Annotated in this window: 18 protein-coding genes; 11 read left to right on the forward strand and 7 right to left on the reverse strand. The window is 62.2% G+C overall.

Annotated features, from left to right (window positions below; genetic code table 11):
• Positions 1 to 49: 49 nt before the first annotated feature.
• From ACWPWQ_RS17455 to ACWPWQ_RS17470, 4 genes are all read left to right on the forward strand, one after another.
• The gene (locus tag ACWPWQ_RS17455) at positions 50 to 892 is read left to right on the forward strand and encodes a hypothetical protein (RefSeq protein ID WP_454010365.1); all 843 of its coding nucleotides are present in this window, start codon (positions 50 to 52) and stop codon (positions 890 to 892) included.
• 163 nt (positions 893 to 1055) lie between these two features.
• On the forward strand, positions 1056 to 1343 hold the full coding sequence (gene rplY / locus ACWPWQ_RS17460) for a 50S ribosomal protein L25 (RefSeq protein ID WP_041205748.1): 288 nt from the start codon (positions 1056 to 1058) through the stop codon (positions 1341 to 1343).
• Positions 1344 to 1548: 205 nt separating this feature from the next.
• Positions 1549 to 4719, forward strand: a complete 3171-nt coding sequence (locus tag ACWPWQ_RS17465; RefSeq protein ID WP_454010366.1) for a response regulator — start codon at positions 1549 to 1551, stop codon at positions 4717 to 4719.
• Positions 4716 to 5732, forward strand: a complete 1017-nt coding sequence (locus ACWPWQ_RS17470) for a response regulator (protein ID WP_202045702.1) — start codon at positions 4716 to 4718, stop codon at positions 5730 to 5732. The genes ACWPWQ_RS17465 and ACWPWQ_RS17470 overlap by 4 nt, the downstream gene beginning before the upstream one ends.
• Here the strand turns inward: ACWPWQ_RS17470 and ACWPWQ_RS17475 are convergent.
• From ACWPWQ_RS17475 to ACWPWQ_RS17490, 4 genes are all read right to left on the reverse strand, one after another.
• The gene (locus tag ACWPWQ_RS17475) at positions 5708 to 6352 is read right to left on the reverse strand and encodes an MBL fold metallo-hydrolase (protein ID WP_319913477.1); all 645 of its coding nucleotides are present in this window, start codon (positions 6350 to 6352) and stop codon (positions 5708 to 5710) included. The genes ACWPWQ_RS17470 and ACWPWQ_RS17475 overlap by 25 nt on opposite strands.
• The gene (gene mnmH / locus ACWPWQ_RS17480) at positions 6346 to 7476 is read right to left on the reverse strand and encodes a tRNA 2-selenouridine(34) synthase MnmH (protein ID WP_454010367.1); all 1131 of its coding nucleotides are present in this window, start codon (positions 7474 to 7476) and stop codon (positions 6346 to 6348) included. The genes ACWPWQ_RS17475 and mnmH overlap by 7 nt, the downstream gene beginning before the upstream one ends.
• A 52-nt stretch (positions 7477 to 7528) precedes the next feature.
• Positions 7529 to 8566: a selenide, water dikinase SelD gene (gene selD / locus ACWPWQ_RS17485; RefSeq protein ID WP_342058731.1), complete on the reverse strand. Its 1038-nt coding sequence runs from the start codon at positions 8564 to 8566 to the stop codon at positions 7529 to 7531.
• A gap of 368 nt (positions 8567 to 8934) precedes the next feature.
• Entirely contained in the window at positions 8935 to 10119 is a 1185-nt protein-coding gene (locus ACWPWQ_RS17490) for an acyltransferase family protein (protein WP_454010368.1), read from the reverse strand.
• A gap of 262 nt (positions 10120 to 10381) precedes the next feature.
• Between ACWPWQ_RS17490 and ACWPWQ_RS17495 the strand changes: the two genes are divergently transcribed.
• Complete coding sequence (locus ACWPWQ_RS17495) at positions 10382 to 11026, forward strand: glutathione S-transferase family protein (RefSeq protein WP_454010369.1); 645 nt, start codon at positions 10382 to 10384, stop codon at positions 11024 to 11026.
• Between the two features lie 411 nt (positions 11027 to 11437).
• On the opposite strand, the gene ACWPWQ_RS17500 is transcribed toward ACWPWQ_RS17495, so the two are convergent.
• Both ACWPWQ_RS17500 and ACWPWQ_RS17505 read right to left on the reverse strand, forming a co-directional pair.
• Positions 11438 to 12631, reverse strand: coding sequence for a class I SAM-dependent methyltransferase (locus ACWPWQ_RS17500; protein ID WP_043131905.1), 1194 nt, complete (start codon positions 12629 to 12631; stop codon positions 11438 to 11440).
• A 213-nt stretch (positions 12632 to 12844) separates the two neighbouring features.
• A complete protein-coding gene (locus ACWPWQ_RS17505; protein WP_454010370.1) occupies positions 12845 to 14275 on the reverse strand; it encodes a methyl-accepting chemotaxis protein in 1431 nt (476 codons plus the stop codon).
• Positions 14276 to 14360: 85 nt separating this feature from the next.
• Here ACWPWQ_RS17505 and ACWPWQ_RS17510 point away from each other — a divergent pair, with 85 nt between their 5' ends.
• Together ACWPWQ_RS17510 and ACWPWQ_RS17515 are read left to right on the forward strand one after the other, a co-directional pair.
• A complete protein-coding gene (locus ACWPWQ_RS17510) occupies positions 14361 to 14633 on the forward strand; it encodes an acylphosphatase (RefSeq protein WP_025326966.1) in 273 nt (90 codons plus the stop codon).
• A 19-nt stretch (positions 14634 to 14652) separates the two neighbouring features.
• Entirely contained in the window at positions 14653 to 15396 is a 744-nt protein-coding gene (locus ACWPWQ_RS17515) for a CHAD domain-containing protein (RefSeq protein ID WP_454010371.1), read from the forward strand.
• 67 nt (positions 15397 to 15463) lie between these two features.
• On the opposite strand, the gene metG is transcribed toward ACWPWQ_RS17515, so the two are convergent.
• Positions 15464 to 17497: a methionine--tRNA ligase gene (gene metG / locus ACWPWQ_RS17520; protein ID WP_454010372.1), complete on the reverse strand. Its 2034-nt coding sequence runs from the start codon at positions 17495 to 17497 to the stop codon at positions 15464 to 15466.
• A gap of 185 nt (positions 17498 to 17682) precedes the next feature.
• Here metG and apbC point away from each other — a divergent pair, with 185 nt between their 5' ends.
• The 4 genes from apbC to ACWPWQ_RS17540 all read left to right on the forward strand — a co-directional run bounded on the left by apbC (position 17683) and on the right by ACWPWQ_RS17540 (position 21986).
• Positions 17683 to 18765: an iron-sulfur cluster carrier protein ApbC gene (apbC, locus tag ACWPWQ_RS17525; RefSeq protein WP_454010373.1), complete on the forward strand. Its 1083-nt coding sequence runs from the start codon at positions 17683 to 17685 to the stop codon at positions 18763 to 18765.
• A 108-nt stretch (positions 18766 to 18873) separates the two neighbouring features.
• Positions 18874 to 19518, forward strand: coding sequence for a uridine kinase (gene udk, locus ACWPWQ_RS17530; RefSeq protein WP_139434523.1), 645 nt, complete (start codon positions 18874 to 18876; stop codon positions 19516 to 19518).
• A 63-nt stretch (positions 19519 to 19581) separates the two neighbouring features.
• On the forward strand, positions 19582 to 20163 hold the full coding sequence (gene dcd, locus ACWPWQ_RS17535; RefSeq protein ID WP_429107806.1) for a dCTP deaminase: 582 nt from the start codon (positions 19582 to 19584) through the stop codon (positions 20161 to 20163).
• A 350-nt stretch (positions 20164 to 20513) separates the two neighbouring features.
• On the forward strand, positions 20514 to 21986 hold the full coding sequence (locus tag ACWPWQ_RS17540) for an inorganic phosphate transporter (RefSeq protein ID WP_139434519.1): 1473 nt from the start codon (positions 20514 to 20516) through the stop codon (positions 21984 to 21986).
• The last annotated feature ends 59 nt before the right edge of the window (positions 21987 to 22045 follow it).

Consider the following 22045-nt stretch of genomic DNA (forward strand, 5'->3'; position numbering starts at 1 on the left):
TTGGATAGAGTGAAAACAGACCGGGTTTGAAGGGAAGGGAGGCCGTCATATGCTGGGGATCTGGTTGGGGGTTGCGCTGGTCAACATCAGCGGCTATCAGCCCATTGCGGAGCAAACCTGGGTGCAGCTCAACCCGGACTACTACCCGGTGCACAGGGCCGTGCCTCCCATCTTCGTGGCCTGGCGGGGCAACCAGTTCCCGCCGCTCGAACAAAAGAAGAAGAACGGCCACTGGCAGATCCTGTTTCCCGCCCGTCTGGTGCCCCCCTTCGATCTGTTCGAAGGGGAGGCCCAGCTATCCAAGGCCTATCTGGCCAGGCTCAAGCGCATCGATGAGATGGCCTATGGCATGGCCCCCCATTCGGCCGTGCAGCCCGTCGCCAGTGGCTCTCTCGCCCCTGAGGATCAGGGAGGGGCGGCCTTTATCGCCGAGTTCTCCTTGCCGGGTTCGAATGCGGGGAGGGGGCGGATGCCCCAGAGCGAGCCGCTGCTGGCCAACCTGATGGGGCGGGCTGCGCCCATCCCCCTGGGGGCTTCCGCTCAGTTCGGTGCCGTGCAGCTCGCCACCCTCGGCCAGGGCGCCGAGGGAACCACGTTGACCCTGTCCGCGACCGCGGCGGGAGGGGCATCGCGAGTCTGTCACCAGGTGGCGGCGGGGGAGACGCTCTGGCGCATCGCCAGCCAGCTTCAGGCACAGGTGGGTAGCGGGTCTGATACCTACAGCTATCTGCTGGCGCTGGTGGAGGAGAATCGCCCCGGTATGGGCAAGGGAATAAGGGTACAGACAGGCCAGCGCCTCTACTGCCCCAAGGCCGAGACCCTGGCCCAGTTTGACGCCATGAGCCCGGCCCAGCGCCAGCAGCAGTTTGCTCGTCTGGAGCAGGGGCGCTGAGGCGCATTCGGATAAGATCCGATGCCGCTGTGGGGAGGCGCGAATGACGCGTCGTGCGTCCCTTGTATCCACCCCAGGCCCATGCTAGTATTCGCGCTCGTTTTGCGAGGTGCTGACCGGTCGCAGTCAACACCATATATTCATCTTAAAAGAGATAACCACTATGTCTTTCGTATTCCAAGCTGAAGTCCGTTCTGACCTGGGGAAAGGTGCGAGCCGCCGCCTGCGTCATGCTGACCAAGTTCCTGCCATCGTTTACGGTGCAGGCAAAGAAGCTGTGTCCGTTACCCTGGACCACAAAAAGCTGATCCTGGCCCAAGAGAAGCCGGAGTTCTACTCCTCCGAGCTGACCCTGGTCATCAACGGTGAAGAAGTCAAAGTGAACGTGAAGGCTATCCAGCGTCACCCGGTTCGCTACAAGCTGGTTCACCTGGATTTCGTTCGCGTCTAATCGACAACGAACTTTCCTGTAAAGAGGCCACCCAATCGGGTGGCCTCTTTGTTTTTACAGCATTTTTACCCACAAAATAAAATACTCAAACAGCACTATTGGTCTTTACTTGAAGGCATGATTGACAGCAGGACACCCGTTGTGGTGCTCTGATGTCCACAAGGTACTCGGGCAAGTCCACTTTTTTGGGGTGATGTTGACCGTTATGAAGGGAATCGTACGGGCATATTTCCTGCTGTTTTCACCTATCCTGCTGTTGGTCCTGGCGGGGGGCTATCTGCTGGGCAATGCACTGATCGAGCGCGAGCTCTACCGTGTTCGCAGCGATGAGAGCACCTTCCTGGCGCTCGCCAGCGGCCGCCTCGACGACGAGCTGGCGGTGCCGCTGCGCCATGTGCGTAGCATGTCTGAAGAGCCTATCCTGCTCGAGGCGGCGGGTCGCGACGAGCGTGACAACATTGCCGCCCAGTTTACCGTTCTGATGAACCGCAATCCCGACTATGCCCAGGTGCGTTGGCTGGCGCCGGATGGCATGGAGCTGGTGCGGTTCAATCGTCAGGGCCAGCATCTGCAGCGTGTGGCTGACGACCAGCTGCAAAACAAGGGGGAGCGTTACTATTTTCGCGATGCCATGGCGCTGCCCTGGGAGCGAGTCTACGTCTCCCCGCTCGATCTCAACGTCGAGCAGGGGGTGATCGATCGCCCCTTCAACCCCATGATCCGTATTGCCAAGCGCCTGCGCCTGGGAGATCGCGATCTGGGCTTGCTGCTTATCAACGTGCAGGCCAGCCGTATGCTCAAGGTGTTCGCCAACAGCAGTGGCAAGGCCGCCGATCACACCATGTTGTTCAACCAGGACGGTTATTGGCTGCGTAGCCCGGACCCATCCCAGGAGTGGGGCTTCATGCTCGAACGCCCGGATCTCACCCTGAGGCACGCTTCCCCCCAGGCCTGGCAGGCACTCTGGGGCGCTTCCAGCGGCCAGATGGAGTCTGCCGACGGACTGTGGAGCTGGACCACCCTGTACCCGGCGCAGAATCACGATCAGCTGACCTGGAAAGCCGCTTCTCTGGTGCCGCGCAGCGAGCTGCTGGCCATTCGTACTCACATCTGGGGGATCATCTCGGCCACCTGCGCCATCTTGCTGTTGCTGTTCGGTGCCGGAGTAGCCTCGCTGGTGCGCAGCCGGCATCGGGAGCAGCTGGCGCAGCAGGAGGCGGCCAGGCTGGCGCAGGTCAAAGGGGATTTCATCGCCAACATGAGCCACGAGATCCGTACCCCCATGAACGCCATCATGGGACTGACCTACCTGCTCGAGCAGGGAAGGCTCGACGATGGTCAGCATGCTCTGGTGCGCAAGATCCACCAGGCCGGGCAGGCGCTGCTCGGGATCATCAACGACATCCTCGATTTTTCCAAGATTGAGTCGGGCCGGCTCGAGCTCGAGCGGGCGCCATTCAGCCTGGAAGAGGTGCTCGATCACGTGGCGGCCATCATGTCTACCTGTGTCGGCGACAAGAACCTCGAGCTGGTGGTAAGCAGCGCGCCCGAGCAGGCGGCCCATCTGATTGGGGATGCCCTGCGCCTCGAGCAGGTGCTGCTCAACCTGACCGGCAATGCCATCAAGTTCACCGAGCGCGGGGAGGTGGAGGTCAAGGTCGAGCTGGAGGCCGAGCAAGACGGCATGGCCACCTTGCTGTTTCGGGTGCGCGACACCGGGATAGGCATTCCCCCCGAGCAGCAGGCTCACATCTTCAATGCCTTCTCCCAGGCCGACTCCTCCACCAGCCGCCGTTTCGGGGGGACCGGGCTTGGCCTGACCATCAGCCGTCGTCTGGTGAACCTGATGGGGGGCGACATTGGCGTCACCAGCGAACTGGGCAAGGGGAGCGAGTTCTGGTTCCGCGTCCGGCTGGAGCAGGTGGAGCGCCCCGAGGCCTTCAATGAGCGACTGCAGCACGTTTCACTGCTGATTGCTGACGACAATCAGGTGACCCGCGACACCCTGGCGATGACGGTGGGCTCCCTCGGTTGGCAGTCACGGGTGGTGGAATCCGGTGAGCAGGCCCTGCACCATCTGCTGCGTCAGGGTGAGCGTTTCGACGTGATCCTGCTCGACTGGATCATGCCGGGCATGGATGGGCTCGAGACCTGCGTGGCGATTCGCCGTGCCTTCGAGCTACAGGAGCGCTCACCCATCATCATCATGGCGACCGCCTATTCCCAGGACGAGCTGATGCGTCGCCCCGGCTCGGAGCAGGTGGATCTGGTGCTGCACAAGCCGGTGACCGGCTCAAGCCTCTACAACGCGGTGGCACGCCTCATCCACGAGAAGCGCGAGCACGTGGAGCCGCTGGAGAGCGGTCAGCGCCGTCTGCGCCTGCCGGATGTACAGGTACTGCTGGTCGATGACAGCGACATCAACCTGGAGGTGGCGACCCGCCTGCTGCAACGGGAGGGGGCCGAGGTGATCACCGCCATCGACGGGGAGCGGGCCCTGGCTTGTCTCGCCGATCCGGTGCGGCGCATCGATCTGGTGCTCATGGACGTGCAGATGCCGGTGATGGATGGCTACGAGGCGACCCGTCGCCTGCGCCAGCTGCCGGGGCGGGAGGAGACTCCCGTGCTGGCTCTCACCGCCGGGGTGTTCAAGGATCAGCGCGAGGCGGCGCTGGCCAGTGGCATGAACGATTTCATCGCCAAGCCGCTCGATGTGGAGCAGCTCATCGCGACCCTGCTGCGCTATCTCCCGGACAGTGTCTTGCCGCTCGCCGTGAGCGACGAGCCACTCGCCCAGGAGCCGGTGGCCGGCATTGATATCGATACCGGACTTCGCAACTGGGGTGAAGCCTCGGTCTATCTCAAGTACCTGCGCCGTTTTCGCGATGACTACATGACGGTCGGCACCGTGTTGCCGGACTACATCGCCCAGCACGAGACCGATGCGGCCGCGAGCCTGACACACAAGATAAAGGGGGTGGCGGGCAGCCTGTCGCTCACCGATGTGGCGCGCATCAGTGCCGAGTTGAACGAGGCCATCGAGCAGGGGGGCGACACCAGTCAGCTCATCGCTCCCTTCCTCGAGGCGCTGGAGCGGGCACAACACTCCATCGACACCTATGCCGGGCGCGAGCCGGGCGCCGTCAGCTCCCCGCTGGCCCAGGGGGAAGTGCGGGAGGTGTGTTTGCACGCCCTGCATCAGGCCCTGGTGAGCGAGGATCTGGATCTGATTGAGCCGGCGCTGAGCCAGGCCAGGAGTTACCTGCCTGGCGAGCTGGTGAGCGAGATAAGTGCGGCCCTGGAGCTGTTCGATATCCCGTTCGCCACCCGCAAGCTGGAGGATTATCTGGAGGATCGGGAGGAGCCTGCCCCATGAATCGACCGCGAGTGCTGATCATCGACGACGAGCCGAGCAACCTCGGGCTGCTGCGGCAAATCCTCAAGGAGGAGTACAACCTCTTCTTTGCCAAGGGGGGTGAGGAGGGGCTGGCTGCCGTGGGGCGCCACGAGCCGGCCCTGATCCTGCTTGACGTGCGAATGCCCGATATGGATGGCTACGAGGTGTGCCGTCGGCTCAAGGCCGATCCGGCCCACGCCGGGATCCCGGTGCTGTTCATCACGGCGAGCGACAACGCAGACAGCGAGAGCCAGGGGTTCGAGGCAGGCGGGGTGGATTACATCTACAAGCCGGTCTGCCCGAGCACGGTGCGCGCCCGGGTGCGCAACCACCTCTCCCTGGTGCGTCTCGATCAGCTCGAGCGCAGCTATCGCACCGCCATCGTGATGTTGAGCGAGGCGGGCCACTACAACGACACCGACACCGGGGTACATATCTGGCGCATGGCCGCCTATGCCCGAGCCCTGGCCGACGCGCTTGGCTGGAGCCCGGAGCAGTCGGATCTGCTGGAGCTGGCGGCCCCTATGCACGACATGGGCAAGATTGGTATCCCCGATCATATCCTCAAGAAGCCCGGTCCCCTCACCGAGGAGGAGTGGGTCATCATGCGCAGTCACCCGCGCATCGGTTACGAGATCCTGAAGCGCTCCGACGCGCCCATCTTTCGCATGGCGGCGGACATTGCCCTGCATCACCACGAGAAATGGGACGGCTCGGGGTACCCCGCCGGCGAGAGCGGCGAGGAGATCCCCGAGGCATCGCGGATCGTGGCCATCGCCGATGTGTTTGACGCCCTGAGCGTGCGTCGCCCCTACAAGGAGCCCTGGCCTTTGGACAGGGTGCTGGCCACCATGCGCGATGGCGCCGGCCAGCACTTCGATCCCCGGCTGCTCGCCTGCTTTCTCGAGATCATGCCGGAGATCTTGCGCCTCAAGAGCCAGTGGGACACCCGTGAGGAGCGGGGGGATTACCAGATAGGCTGCGTCAGGTAGGGATTGCTCGCCTTCTCGCGGCCCAGGGTGGAGCTGGGGCCGTGACCGGGCACGAAGACGATGTCATCCCCAAGGGGCAGCAGGGTCTCGGTGATCGACTTGATCAGGGTTGCGTGATCGCCACGGGGAAAGTCGGTGCGCCCTATGCTGCCGGCAAAGAGCACGTCTCCCACCCAGGCGAGTCGCTCGGCCTGGCTGAGCAGCACTATGTGTCCCGGGGTGTGGCCCGGGCAGAAATAGACCTCCAGCTCGCACCGCCCTACCTGCACCTTGTCACCTTGCTCAAGCCAGCCATCCGGTGTAAAGGCCGGAGCATGGGCAAAGCCGAACATCTGGCTCTGCTGGGGCAGCATGTCGAGCCAGAAGGCATCCTCCCTGTGGGGCCCCGTGATTGCCACGCCGGTTTTCTCGCGAAGCTCGGCCGCCGCCCCCACGTGATCCAGATGCCCGTGGGTCAGCAGTATATGGGTCAGGGTCAGCCCCCGCCTGGCGATGGCCGCCAGCAGCTTCTGTGCCTCGCCACCGGGGTCAATCAGCGCCGCCTGATGGGTCTCGTCACACCAGATGAGGGAACAATTCTGGGCGAAAGGGGTGACCGGGATCACCTCGAACTTCAACATGTGGGACTCTCCTGATGGGTCTGACGGGCGTGCAGCTCGGCGAAGTAGGCGAGGCAGGCCTGCTTGTCACCGCGAAACTGGATCCGCTCGCGCTTGTTGTTCAGCTGATAGAGGTACATGGGGTCATAGTATCGGGTCAGCAGCAGGCGGATCCAGGCGAGGTGCAGCGCCGTATCTCCCGTGCTGGCCTGCTCCTTGAGGGCGGCCTGCATCAAGCCATCCAGCTCCCGGTGATCCTTGTCCCCGAGGCGGCGTTTGAGCCGGGCAAGGGCATCGGTCAGGTAGCCGGCAAACAGCGGCCAGCCCGCCTCGCCGCCGTGCATCTCCAGATAGCGTTGCCAGAGATCCTGCACGTAATCCACCCGGATCTGCTCGGCTCTCTCCTCCTGGGGTACCTCTACCACCACCAGGGGGGCCTGGCACATGGCCTCATAGAGGTTGAGAGGCAGGGCGCAGCGACCGATGAGGCGGCTCTCGTCTTCCACCACGAAGGCATGTTCACCCCTGTGCCGGCGCTTGAGCAGCTCTATGGCCAGCCGGTTCTCGAAGTTGATGTTGCTGGGCTGCCCCCCCGGCAACTGACCAAAGGAGGATCCCCTGTGGTGGGCGTGTCCTTCCAGATCCACCGACTGGGCAATGTCGGCCAGCATGTGGGTCTTGCCTGAGCCTGTCATGCCGGTCAATACGTGCCAGTGGCACTGGGCGCTGGCGCTCTCCTGGGTATCGATGAGAAAGCGGCGCAGCTCCTTGTAGCCGCCGGCCACCCGCGGGCGGGTGACCCCGGCCTCATGCAGCCACTGCTGCACCGTCTGGGAGCGCAGGCCGCCGCGAAAACAGTAGAGCAGGGCATCGGGCTGCTGACGCAACTGCGCCAGCCATCCTTCGATACGGGCGGCGCGCACGGCGCCCCCCACCAGCTTGTGGCCGAGTTCGATGGCCGCTGCCTGACCTTGCTGCTTGTAACAGGTGCCCACCTGGGCGCGTTCGTCATCCGTCATCAGCGGCAGACTGACGGCGTTGGGGAAGGCCCCTTCCTGGAATTCGACGGGGGCGCGCAGATCGATGAGGGGCACGTCTTCCAGGAAGATGCGCGCCAGGTTCGTTTCGAGCGGCAGTTCACTCATCGCGCAGCCCCCTGAGAGATCAGAACCGTCCGGGCAACAAATCGCAGGGCACTCATTGGATGACCTCGATAAAGCGCGCGCCATCGCGTGCCTGCAAGCGGCCAATGGGGGAGAGGCTCAGCCCGGCCTGCTCGGCAATGGCGAGGAATTCGGCCTCGGTTTCCTGACCGACGGCCACCAGCAGGCCGCCGCTGGTCTGGGGATCGCACAGTATGTTGCGGGTGCGATCGTCCATGGCATCGAGCTTGTGGCCATAGGAGTCGTGGTTGCGCAGGGTGCCACCCGGCACGCAACCCTCATTCAGGTAGTGATCCACCTCGTCCAGCAGAGGCAGCGCCTTGAAGTCGAGGCGGGCGCACACCCCTGAGCCTTCACACATCTCCAGCAGGTGGCCGGCCAGCCCGAAGCCGGTGACGTCCGTCATGGCGTGCACGCCGGGCAGGGCCGCAAACTGCTGGCCAATCTTGTTGAGGGTGCACATGGCCTCGGGGGCCAGCTGCTCGTGCTCGGGTTTGAGCTTGCCCTTCTTCTGGGCCGTGGTGAGGATGCCGATGCCAAGGGGCTTGGTGAGATAGAGCACGTCACCCACCTGGGCGGTGTCGTTCTGCTTGATGGCACCCAGCGGCACTATGCCGGTCACCGCGAGGCCGAAGATGGGTTCGGGCGCATCGATACTGTGACCACCGGCCAGGGAAATGCCCGCCTCGTGACACACCTGACGACCGCCGTCGATCACCTGCTGGGCCACTTCAGGTGCGAGCGTGTTGATGGGCCAGCCGAGGATGGCGATGGCGACGATGGGTTTGCCGCCCATGGCATAGATGTCGCTGATGGCGTTGGTGGCGGCGATGCGACCGAAGGTGAAGGGATCATCGACGATGGGCATGAAGAAGTCGGTGGTGGAGACGATGCCCTGACCGTTGCCTATGTCCACCACGGCGGCGTCATCCTTGCTGCTGTTGCCGACGATCAGGGTTGGATCGTCAAAGCCCGGGATCTGGCTCTTCAAAATGGTGTCGAGCACCTTGGGGGAGATTTTGCAGCCACAGCCAGCGCCGTGGCTGTACTGGGTCAGACGAATGGAAGACATGCTTACCCCTTGTTTGTGCAAACAGTGCAGAGGCTCTGTGGAGCCGTCAAATGCGCGCTCAAGCGCGTGAAATTCGGGTGGCCCTGGTTGCCTTGGGAGGCTGCGATGTCACGCAAGGCTGCCGGACAGGACGGGGAAGGAGGGGCGACATGGTGCGCCAGCGCAGCCCCGCCAAGGGCCACAGGACGGGGCATTATGCCACAAATGCCCTCTCTGGTTCGAACTGGAATTCACACAAAACGCAGGGGATTGGTGGGCAAAAAAGAGAGGGAGCGGCCTTATGCCATGAGCTGGCGGCAAGGCATCTCCCCCTGTGTTGCCCCGAGGGCGAGCCATGCTCACGTCGGGGCCATCTTTATACCGGGCTCTTACCCGGCTTGCCCCATCGCCGGCTGGCGAACCTTGCCGAGCCGGCGCAGGCGCCGTTGCAGTGGCCGCTCCAGCAGGGTGTAGCTGAGGGACGAGAGACCGATCAGCACGGCGAGCATCAGCAGGGTGGCCAGCACCCCCAGCAGCGGGTTGGTCTGGGCATACCACCACTCGGTGAGCTCCGGCGCCAGATAGTGGACAAGCTCGCAGCCGGTGAGCAGCACCAGCGCATGGAGCAGGTAGATGGAGTAGGAGAGATCCCCCAGCCAGTTGGTGATGCGGTTATCCAGCAGGCGCAGCAACGGACTCTGGCGCTCCCCCTGGGCGGCGGCAATCCAGATCAGCAGCACGTAAGCACCTATCAGCAACAGGGTCAGCAGCGGCGTCATGGTGAACTGCATCAAGACGAAGGGGAGGATAAAGGCGAGCAGCAGCGGCAGATCCCGCTGCATCATGGGCAAGGATTGCGCGGCCCTGACCCTTGGCAGTAACCAGAGTCCGAGCACGAATTCACTCACTCCTCGGCCCACCGCCAACACGCCGCTGGTGACATCCAGGGTGCCACGACTGTGCACGATAAAGGCCAGTACCGTCAGCGCCAGCAGGGGGGCGAGGTTGCTCCAGCGGCTGCGGGTGACGGCGAGCGGAATAAGCAGCGGGAACAGCAGATAGCTTATCCACTCCACGCTCAGGGACCAGGCGGCGAAGTTCCAGGTCAGCCCCTGATCCGTCACCACCTGCAGCAGCAGGAAGGCGCTTGGCAGCGCCTTTGCCGGGGTGAAGGGGGAGCCGAAGGGAGGCATGCCCTCCCACTCCCACATCTTGAACAGGGGGCCGGCATAGAAGCCCACCCCATGCCGGGCCTTGTAAAGCTCCCAGCCCACCAGCAGCAGCAGGGTCACCAGATAGAGGGGATAGACCCGGGTCAGCCGCAGCCAGAGGAAGCGGCCATAACCGATGGTGCGGGGCGTGCGGGCGAAAGCCTCCCCGTAGACGTGGGCCAGCACCAGCCCGCTCAAAATAAAGAAGAGATCGACCCAGAGGTAGCCGTTCTCGATGAGTTGGGTGTGGCCTGCGATGGACTCCATCCACTGGGGAAAGAGCAACAGGCGGGCATGGAACAGCACCACCATCAGGGCTGCTATGCCCCGCAGCGGCGTCAACAGCGGCAATGATTGATTCATGACGGGATCCTTGTGATGTTCAGCTTGGCCTGACATCGATTTTTTGTTGTGGTGCCGCCCTTCAACCCTGATGGGTCGGCTGCCTCGGCTTGGCTGCCGCAGGCGGGATCACCCTACCCAAAAGAGAGCCATACGGGTGTGATTGTCGTCATGAATGTGCATTTATCACGCAAAAATCGCCTGCTCTCTGGGGGAAGGTCAGGAGCAGACACGGGGATCTAGACTAGGAAGGTCGTCCACATGAATGCAAGGAGCACGCCCGATGAAACTCTATGCCCATCCCTTTTCGTCCTACAGCCAGAAGGTGCTGATTGCCCTCTACGAGAATGATGTCCCCTTCGATTACCTCAACCTGGAGGCGGCGGCGGTGAAGGCCGAACTCGCCAGCCTCTGGCCCCTCAAGCGCTTTCCCGTGCTGGTGGATCAGGGGCGCACCCTGATAGAAAGCAGCACCATCATCGAATATCTCCAATGCGCGCATCCCGGCCCCCGTTGTCTGGTGCCCGCAGGGGAGGACGGGATCGAGGTTCACATGCTCGATCGCCTGTTCGACAACTATGTGATGACGCCGATGCAGAAGGTGGTGCTGGACAGGATGCGCCCGGCGGGGGATCACGATGGCTACGGCGTTGCCCAGGCCAGGGAGCTGCTGGACAAGATCTATCCCTGGCTGGACCAGCGCCTCGCCGGACGCACCTGGGCGGCAGGGGAGGCGTTCACCCTGGCCGATTGTGCCGCCGCCCCTTCGCTCTTCTATGCCGACTGGGCCCATGAGATCCCGCACTCACTCACCAGGCTGCGTGCCTACCGCGCCCGTCTGCTGGGTCACCCCTCCATAGTCCGGGTGGTGGATGAGGCGAGGCCCTACCGCCACTACTTCCCCCTGGGGGCGCCGGCCCGTGACTGAGCCGGGCGCGAGATCCCGGCAGAAGGCAGCGAACCCAGCACTGAAACCGGACGGGGAATGGTCGGGAGGGGGAAGCGTGTTTTATGCACAGAAATGAGTTTTGATGCGTTTTTGTCTGATATTTTCCCGAGAATTTTCCAAGTGTCGTGATTTTATTTTCATGTTTATGCATAAAGTCAGTGGCCATCTTCACCGCTGGTGAGTGCCATCTGCCGGTGAGCATGAAGCTTGGCGAAAGGCGAGGGGGCGGGAGGAGTGGCGGCCAGTTGAGGAGAGCACAGATGGAGTGAGCCTCGTTATCTCTTGGGCGCACAAAACAGAGAAGGCCCGCTATCGCTAGCGGGCCTTCTCTAGGGTATGGCTTGCCATCAAGCCCTGGTCTGGCACTGTGCCAGCGCGGGTTGGCGCGGCTTAGCGGGCACGCACCACCAACCCCTTGAGGTAGAAGCCTTCCGGATAGGCGGTCCCTATGGGGTGATCGGAAGCCTGGGACAAGAGCTCCAGGATCTGGGCATCGCGACCGGCATCGAGCGCCGCATCGGCCACTATCTTCTGGAACAGGCTCTGCTCCATCAGGCCGGAGCAGGAGTAGGTCAGCAGTACGCCACCCGGCGCCAGCAGCTGGAACGCCAGCATGTTGATGTCCTTGTAGCCGCGGCAGGCACCCAGCAGCTGGGCCTTGCTCTCGGCAAACTTGGGCGGATCCAGCACGATCACATCGAACTTCTCGCCCTTCTCGCGGTATTCCCGCAGCAGCTTGAACACGTCGTGGCGCACGAACTGGGTGGTGCTGGTATCCAGGCCGTTCAGCTCGGCGTTCTGGCGGGCGATGTCCAGGGCGTTCTGGGAGAGATCCACGTTGACCACTTCCCTGGCGCCGCCCTTGAGGGCATAGACGCCAAAACCACCGGTGTAGCAGAAGCAGTTGAGTACCCGCTTGCCTTCGGTGTATTTGGCTGCCGCCTGGCGGTTGTCACGCTGATCCAGATAGAAACCGGTCTTGTGACCGTTGCGGATGTCCACCAGGATCTTGACGCCGCCGTTCTCCTCGATCACCACAGGCTCGGTCGGGGTCTCGCCATGGATGACGCCGGTGCGCTCTTTCAGCCCTTCCTTCTTGCGCACCGCCACGTCGGAGCGCTCATAGATGCTGCACTCCGGGTAGAGGGTACGCAGGGCCTGGGTGATAAGGTCCCGTTGGAACTCGGCACCGGCAGAGAGGATCTGGCACACCAGGAAGTTGGCGTAACGGTCTATGGTCAGGCCAGGCAGGCCGTCGGATTCGGCGGCGCACAGGCGATAGCCGGTGAGGCCCTGACGCTTGATCAGCGGATCCCGGGACTCTTGCGCATATTTGAGGCGACGGATAAAGAAGTCGAGATCGACGGTTTCGTCCTTGTCGAAGGTCCAGACCCGGGCACGGATCTGGGAGCTGCCTGACCAGGCGCCCCGGGCGAGCCACTTGCCATCGTTTGAGTAGATCTCGACGGTATCGCCATCGATGGGGTTGCCCTGCACCTTGTCGATCCCCTTGGAGAAGATCCAGGGGTGACGGCGCAGCAGGGATTTTTCGCGGCCTTTGACGAGATAGATGGAAGCGCTCATGGGTAGTTGCCGATGCTAAAAAGAGAAGGGGGCATATAGTAGGGGCTGTTGTGGTTGGTGCGCAAGCCGCGTCGCAGCGATAAATGCATAGGCGCAGCGGTTGTGGGGCCAGGCACCATTTACCGAAGCACCTTGTATTGCCCCGAGGGGGCCAGGAAAGGGAATAAAAAAAGGCCATCCGCGAGATGGCCTTTCTGTGACACTGGGCTGGCGTCAGATCCGCAGGCCCGTCATGGCCTGGCCGAGCTCGGTGGCGGTGGCCTTGAGGCCAGTGGTGCCGGCGACCGAAGCGCTGGCGGACTCTTCCACCCGGCTGGCCTCGTGGCGCACTTGATCCAGGTTGCGGGTGATCTCTTCTGCTACCGAGCTCTGCTCTTCGCTGGAGGTGGCGATCTGGGTGCTCATCTCCAGCACGGCGTCGCTGTGGCTGCTCAGCTTGTCGATGTCCTGCCCCACTTCTGTGATGAGCTGCTGGCTGCTGGCGGCGCGTCCGACCGTCTTCTCCATGATGTCGTTGAGCGCCCCTGTGCCAGCCTGCAGCTCTTCAATCATCTGCTGGATCTCCACCGTGGCCTGCTGGGTACGGCTGGCGAGGGTGCGTACCTCGTCTGCCACCACGGCAAAACCGCGGCCCTGTTCGCCGGCCCGGGCGGCCTCGATGGCGGCGTTGAGCGCCAGCAGGTTGGTCTGCTGGGAGATGGCGTTGATGACGTTGACCACTTCGTTGATGCGGTTGGCATTGTGGGTCAGCCGCTCGACGGCGCCTGAGGCGTTGCCTATCTCGTCAGCCAGGGTACGGATGGCGGCTATGGTGCGAGCCACCCGCTGGGCGCCGTTGGCCGCCTCTTCGCTGGATTGGCGGGTCTGCAGCAGGGTGTCGTTGGCATTGCGGGCCACTTCGCGGATTGCCGCCGACATCTGCTCCATTGCGGCGGCCAGGGAGTCCATGTGCTGGCGTTGGGCGCGGGCCAGGGTCTCTCCGTCGCTGGCATGCTCGCGGAACTCGTCGGCGGCCAGGGTGAGCGCCTCGGCAGACTCCTCCACCAGTTGCACTATCTTGTGCTGGCGATCGGTGAAGCGGTCTATGCTGCCCGCCAGGATGGAGAACTCGTCCCGCACCGGGAAGAAGTTGAGGCGGAAGGTGAGATCCCCGTTCGCCACCGTCTGCAGTGCCTTGTTGGTGGAGTAGAGGGCCCCGGAGACGAAGGTCATCAGATAGTGGGTGATGAGGGCGAGCAGGGCGGCCAGCACGGCTATGATGGTGAGGGTCGTCCCCTGTCCATCCCACATGGAAAAGTTGCCGGCATCCAGGGTGCCGCTGACAAAACCGGCTTGACCGGCCTGGGCACTATATTGAAAGCGATCACCCTGCTGGATCAGACCGGCACTGCCGGAGGGCGCCAGGGTGAGCTCGGCCGGCAGGGTGAGGGTGGGCTGCTGGGTGATCAGCTGGGCCGTGGTCTCTACCCGTTGCTTGAGTTGATCCAGCCGGATCTGCATCTGCTGATCATGGCCGTCGGCCAGCAGGTACCAGGTGAGAAAGGCGATGAACAACAAGGGGCACCAGAAGGTGATGAGAAATTTTTCGCTGATCGTGAGGTGAATGAGATAACGGTCAACCCACCGGAATTTAACTTCTTTCATAATGGTATTGCGTCCTGCAAGGGAGAGAGAGTGTCGTGCTCATTATCGCCTTGGGGGAAAATTTCTTAAGGGGAAGGTGTGATAAATGGGAGAGCAATCGTTTGTCGTGCGAGTGTGGGGCCAGGTACAGGGGGTGGGGTTTCGTTACTTCACCCGGGAGCGGGCACTGCAGCTGGGGCTCAGGGGGCATGCCTACAACCTGGAGGATGGCTCTGTGGAGATCCTCATCGCCGGCCCTGAGCAGAAGGTGCAGATGATGCTGGGCTGGCTGGAGCACGGGCCCCGAACGGCCACTGTGACCAAGATGGAGTGCACCCGGGCATTGCCCCCCACGGGCTCCGGTTTTCATACCAACTGAGCAGGCAGGAGGCCGGCAGATGATGGATCAGGGCAAGGGGCTAGAGCAGGCACGCCGTCTCATGGATCAATACTGGGCCGCCACCCTGGCCCTGCGCCAGCGGGCGGGGCAGGAGGAGGTCCATGCCTACCGGATTGCGACCCGTCGCCTGCTGGCCCTGCTCGCCCTCTGGCGTCCCCTGATCCATGAGCCCGGGCTGGAGCGGCGACTGATGCGCGCGGCGGGTAGACTCTCCGCCCTGCGGGATGCCCAGGTCTATGCGGCGCACTTTGGTGGCAAGCCCCTCCCTGAGGCCATGCCCCGGGTGCCCATGCTGACGGTGCGACTGGCGCGCTGGCTGGATCGGCTGCTGCAAGTCCCTGCCGACTTCAATCCCCTGCCGCTTTTTCAGATGCATCTCGCGCTCGGTCTGGCTGACTGCCTGGCCGAGCCCGGGCTGGAGATACCGTCGGCCGGCAACAGGCTGAGGCTGCGCCACTGGCACAGGTTGCGGCTGGTCCTGAAGCAGACCCGTTATGGGGTGGAGCTGCTGGTGGGACAGGGGGAGGGCGATCCGGCCTGGCTCTCCATGCTGATCGAGTGGCAGGACAGGCTGGGTCAGTTGCAGGACGCCCGGCAATGGCGCAGGCGGCTGCGTCGCCAGAAGGGGCGGAGCAAGCAAGTGCGCGCCCTGCAGGAGGCGATACGCTGCCAGTTGCGCCAGCTGGACTGTCGGCAGGCAGAGCTGATTGGTCTGCGAATGGCGTTGCTGCGCCAAGATTAGCGGGAAGAAAGGGGGATAAAAAAAGAGAGGCGCCGGGCCTCTCTTTTCAATGGGATGTCGGCTGCGCTTACTTGACGCGCATGCCTGGCTGGGCGCCTTCCTGGGGCTCCAGGATCCAGAGATCCTTGCCGCCCGGGCCTGCGGCCAGCACCATGCCCTCGGACATGCCAAAACGCATCTTGCGCGGGGCCAGGTTGGCCACCATCACGGTCAGCTTGCCTTCCAGATCTTCCGGGTTGTAGGCGGACTTGATGCCGGCAAACACCTGACGGGTCTCACCGCCGATGTCGAGCTGAAGTTTCAGCAGCTTCTCGGCTTCCGGAACCGCTTCTGCCTTCTTGATCAGCGCGACGCGCAGGTCAATCTTGGCAAAATCCTCGTAGCTGATGGTCTCGCTGATGGGGTCATCTGCCAGCGGACCAGTCGCTTTTGGTGCCTGCTCCTTGGCGAGATCTTCCTTGGAGGCTTCCACCATGGCTTCCACCTTGGCAGGCTCGATGCGGGAGAACAGCGCCTTGAAGGGGGCCAGCTGGTGGTTGGTCAGCGGCTTGGCCACGCCATCCCAGCTGAGGGTCTCGCCCAGGAAGGCTTCGGCGCGCTCGGCCAGGTGCGGCATGACGGGTTTGAGGTAGGCCATCAGCACCCGGAACAGGTTGATGCCGACGGAGCAGACGTCCTGCAGCTGGGCGTCAGCCCCTTCCTGCTTGGCGATGACCCAGGGGGCCTTGTCGTCCACGTAGCGGTTGGCCTTGTCGGCCAGCGCCATGATCTCGCGGATGGCGCGGCTGAACTCGCGGGCCTCGTAGGCATCGGCGATGGCGGCGCTGGCGCTTGCGAACTCGTTATAGAGCTCGGGTTCGCTGCACACATCGGCCAGCTTGCCGTCGAAACGCTTGGCGATAAAGCCGGCGTTGCGAGAAGCCAGGTTGACCAGCTTGTTGACCACGTCGGCATTGACCCGGGAGACGAAGTCTTCGAGGTTCAAGTCCAGATCGTCGATGCGGCTGTTGAGCTTGGCGGCGTAGTAGTAACGCAGGCACTCGGGATCCAGGTGCTTGAGGTAGGTGGAGGCCTTGATGAAGGTGCCCTTGGACTTGGACATCTTGGCGCCGTTGACGGTCACATAACCGTGTACGTTGACCTTGGTCGGCTTGCGGAAACCCGCCCCCTCCAGCATGGCCGGCCAGAACAGGCAGTGGAAGTAGGCGATGTCCTTGCCGATGAAGTGATAGAGCTCGGCGTCGGAGTCCGCCTTCCAGTAGCTGTCGAAGTCGATGTCGCCGCGCTTGTCGCACAGGTTCTTGAACGACGCCATATAGCCGATGGGGGCATCCAGCCAGACGTAGAAGTACTTGCCCGGGGCGCCCGGGATCTCGAAGCCGAAGTAGGGGGCGTCGCGGGTGATGTCCCACTGCTGCAGGCCGGATTCGAACCACTCCTGCATCTTGTTGGCCATCTCTTCCTGGATGGCGCCTGAGCCGCGCACCCAGTCGGCGAGCCAGGCTTCGAACTGGGGCAGATCGAAGAAGTAGTGCTCGGAGTCCTTCATCACCGGCGTCGCACCGGAGACGGCGGATTTCGGATCGATGAGCTCGGTCGGGCTGTAGGTGGCGCCGCACGCGTCGCAGTTGTCACCGTATTGCTCCGGGGACTTGCACTTGGGGCAGGTACCCTTGACGAAGCGGTCCGGCAGGAACATGGACTTTTCCGGATCGAACAGCTGGGAGATGGTGCGGATCTTGATCTTGCCGGACTCCTTGAGGCGGCCATAGATAAGCCCGGCCAGCTCGCGGTTCTCGTCGCTGTGGGTCGAGTGATAGTTGTCGAAGCTGATGTTGAAGCCGGCAAAATCCCCCTGATGCTCCTGGGATACGGCGGCGATCATCTCCTCGGGAGTGATCCCCATCTGCTGCGCCTTGAGCATGATGGGGGTGCCGTGCGCGTCATCGGCACAGACGAAATGCACCTGATGGCCACGCATTCGCTGATAACGAACCCAGATATCGGCCTGGATGTGTTCCAGCATGTGGCCAAGATGGATGGAGCCGTTGGCATAGGGGAGGGCGCAGGTTACCAGCATTCTACGAGGATCAGTTGCCATAATACGTTCTTGATGTGCCTGTTGGGATGATACAGTGCCGAGCATGTTACCCGAATTGGGGGCGGCCTGCCTAGGGTTGTGGCCCCCGGGGCCTTGGCTGACGGCATCAGCAAGGCGTCGGCAAGCCACTGATTTGTGTGCGGTAACCGTTCACCTCAGGATAACGACAACATAATGGGGAGTTAATGGTGATTGATTCAGTAAAACAGATCCTTGCCGAATTTAAGCCGGCTGGATGGGGCCAGGATCTGGTGGCGGCCGGTTTTGTGCGTGCCGTCGAGCAGCATGGGCAGAGCCTGACCATCAAGCTGGTGCTGCCCTTTGCCGGCCAGACCCTGTTTGAACAGATGAAAGAAGCGTTCGATGCGCAGATCAGGGCCGCCACGGGCGCCGCCATCGTCGACTGGCAGTGTGACATCGAGGTGGCGAGTATGCCCCGCGCCCAGCAACTGGCGGCAGTACAGGGCATTCGCAACATCCTGGTGGTGGCCTCCGGCAAGGGGGGGGTGGGCAAGTCCACTACCGCCGTCAACCTGGCGCTGGCGCTGCAAAACGAGGGGGCGCGGGTCGCCATTCTGGACGCGGACATCTATGGCCCCTCCATCCCGACCATGATGGGGACCCTCAAGGAGCGCCCCCACAGCCTGGATGGCAAGTTGATGGAGCCCGTCATGGCCTGCGGTCTCAAGACCAACAGCATCGGTTACCTGGTGGCGGAGCAGGATGCCACCATCTGGCGCGGCCCCATGGCGAGCAAGGCGCTGGCGCAGATCCTCCACGAGACCCGCTGGGGCGAGGTGGATTACCTGGTGGTGGACATGCCCCCGGGCACGGGGGACATCCAGCTCACCCTGGCCCAGCAGGTACCCACCACGGCGGCGGTGATCATCACCACACCGCAGGATGTGGCGCTGGCGGATGCCCGCAAGGGGATCGCCATGTTCAACAAGGTCAATGTGCCCGTGCTCGGCATCGTCGAGAACATGAGCTATCACGTCTGCAGTGCCTGCGGTCATCACGAGGCGCTGTTCGGTACCGGCGGCGGCCAGAAGATGGCAGAGCAGTATCAAGTGGCGCTGCTTGGCCAGTTGCCGCTGCACATCGACATCCGCCAGGACATGGACGATGGCTGTCCCACCGTGTTCGGAACACCGGAAGGCGGGTTGGCTGAGGCCTATCTGAAACTGGCTCGTCGGGTGGGGGCCGAGCTCTATTTCAGCGGTAAACCGATTGCGACCCCGCTCTACACGGTGGCGCTGGACGAATAATCGGCTGTCGGCCGGTTGCAACAGATTTAGGGTGGGCATAGCCCACCCTTTTTTATATAATGGATCGGTTTAAACAATCCCCAGTGCTCTTCTCTTTAGGTATTTTCAATGTCTGATACTCAACATTCGTGTGTGATCATCGGTATTGCTGGTGCATCCGCATCCGGCAAGAGTCTTATCGCTCAAACCATCTACGAAGAGCTGGTGGCCGAGCTGGGCGCAGGTCAGATTGGTGTGATCACCGAGGATTGCTACTACCGTGATCAGACCCACCTGACCATGGAAGAGCGGGTCAAGACCAACTATGACCACCCCAATGCCCTGGATCACGATCTGCTGGTGCAGCATCTGACCCAGCTGGTGCAAGGGGATGCCGTCAATATTCCCCAGTACTCCTATACCGAGCACACGCGCATGAGCGAAGTCACCACCTTCGCACCGCGCCGGGTCATCATCCTGGAAGGCATATTGCTGCTGACCGACAGTCGTCTGCGTGAGCTGATGGATGCCTCCATCTTCATGGATACCCCGCTCGACATCTGCCTGCTGCGCCGTCTGGTGCGTGATGTGCAAGAGCGCGGCCGTACCATGGACTCCGTCCTCAAGCAGTATCAGAAGACGGTCCGCCCCATGTTCATGCAGTTCATCGACCCGTCCAAGCAGTATGCGGACGTGATCGTGCCCCGTGGCGGCAAGAACCGCATTGCCATCGACATGCTCAAGGCGCGTATCCGCCACATGTTGATTGGTTGATATGAAACAAGCCGGGTGATGCCCGGCTTTTTTAAATGAAACTTTTGTCAGGAGAGTCGCCGAATGCGTCTTTGTGATACCGATATCGAACGCCATCTGGATGAAGGCAAGATCGTCATTGAGCCGAGGCCCGGTGTTGAGCGGATCAGTGGCGTCAGCGTCGATGTGCTGCTCGGCAACGAGTTTCGGGTGTTTCGCGATCATACCGCGCCTTATATCGACCTCGGCGGTACCAGTGCCGAGATGGCCGATGCCATCGAGCGGGTGATGAGCGAGGAGATCCACGTGCCGGACGGCGAAGCCTTCTATCTGCACCCGGGTCAGCTGGCGCTGGCGGTGACCTACGAGTCCGTGACCCTGCCTGCGGACATCGTCGGCTGGCTGGACGGACGCTCCTCCCTGGCACGACTCGGCCTCATGGTCCACGTGACCGCGCACCGCATCGATCCGGGCTGGTCCGGTCGCATCGTGCTGGAGTTCTACAACGGCGGCAAGCTGCCGCTGGCGCTGCGTCCCAAGATGAAGATAGGGGCGCTGAACTTCGAGATGCTCTCCGGCGCCGCGGCCCGTCCCTACAACAAGCGGGAAAACGCCAAGTACAAGAGCCAGCAAGGCGCGGTGGCCAGCCGCATCAACCAGGACTGATGTCCGCCTTCATGCTGCTTATATAGAGGGTGCTTCGGCACCCTTTTGCCTTTTCTGCAAAGGGGAGGGGCGTGCGGTTACGGCGGCCAACGACCTGGGAACCTGATGGCAAAACGCGTGTAAAATCGCCAGCTTGGCGGTGCGCTGAAGGATGATTGGTGTTGATTGACACCTATCCATGAGGTCTGAGCGGGCTTTAATTAATCCACGACAAGCCCGATCCCTGCTGGGCCTAAGTCATTTTCTGTCGGAATGCCCTTTTTTTTTCTTACTGAAATATTTCAACAACGGGTATGGCGCACCGAGCCTTCTGGCATAATCCGCCGCAACTCATAAACAGGTTCGTTTTTATGTTTGAAATGTTTAGTGGTTTGGGTTTGTGGTGGTCAATCGGTTTGGTATTGGCCGTTTTTTTTGTGCTGGCCTATGAGTTCATCAATGGCTTTCACGATACCGCCAACGCGGTAGCAACGGTTATCTATACCAAGGCCATGCCCGCGCACACCGCGGTAGTGGCTTCCGGCCTGTTCAACTTTGCCGGGGTCATGATGGGAGGATTGGGGGTGGCCTATGCCATTGTCCATCTGCTGCCCATCGATCTGCTGCTCGGGATGGATTCGACCCAGGGTCTGATCATGGTGTTCTCCCTGCTGTTCTCGGCCATCGTCTGGAACCTGGGAACCTGGTACTTCGGCATCCCGGCGTCCAGCTCTCACACACTGATCGGCTCCATTCTGGGGGTAGGCGGTGCCTATGCCCTGATCAGTGATCAGCCTCTGAAAGAGGGCATCAACGTCGGCAAAGCGATCGACATCATGCTCTCCCTCATCATCTCTCCCACTGTGGGCTTCATCATTGCCGCCTTGCTGCTGTTCGCCATGAAGCGAGTCTGGCTTGGCAGCAAGATCCACAAAACCCCGGAAGAGCGACTGCTGGTGGATGGCAAGAAGCATCCGCCGTTCTGGGCCCGCCTGACTCTGGTGGCGTCCGCCATGGGGGTGAGCTTCGTGCATGGCTCCAACGATGGCCAGAAGGGCATAGGTCTGGTGATGCTGGTGCTGATCTGCATGGCGCCCGCCTACTTTGCACTGGACATGAGCAGCCGCTCCTACGATCTGGACCGCACCCAGGATGCTAACCAGCGCATCATGGAGATCTACCAGCGCAACCAGGAGCAGGTCTCCACTGTCGTGAACTTCAGCGTGCCTGCCCATGCCCAGGAAGAGTTGATGACTCACTGCGAGGCCGGTGAGGCCCTCGAGGCCATGGCCACCCTGGACAACCGTCTGGGCCAGGTGCGTACCTACGAGGAGATGAGTCTGACCGATCGCCGCGAGGTGCGCCGTCTGCTGCTCTGTATCGACGACACTGCCCGCAAGGTCTCCAAGCTGCCGCTGCCGGCCAAGGAGCTGACCGATCTCGCCAAATGGCGCAAGGACCTGACCGCCACGGCCGAATATGCGCCGACCTGGGTCATCGTCTCCATCGCCCTGGCGCTGGGGTGCGGCACCATGGTGGGCTGGCGTCGTATCGTCTACACAGTGGGCGAGAAGATAGGCTCTTCCGGCATGACCTACAGCCAGGGCATTGCCGCCCAGATCACGGCTGCTGCCTCCATCGGGGTGGCCAGCTTGACCGGCATGCCGGTATCGACCACCCATATCCTCTCTTCTGCGGTGGCGGGGACCATGGTGGCGAACAAGTCGGGCCTGCAGAGCCAGACCATCAAGACCATCTTGCTGGCCTGGGTGCTGACCCTGCCGCTTACCATGCTGCTCTCCGGCGGGCTGTTCCTGATCAGCAACAACCTGTTTGGTGGCTGATAGCCAACACACTGCATCAATGACAAAGGGCCTGCGGGCCCTTTTTTCATGGCTGGGAT

Source organism: Aeromonas sp. Marseille-Q7275, assembly GCF_965119515.1.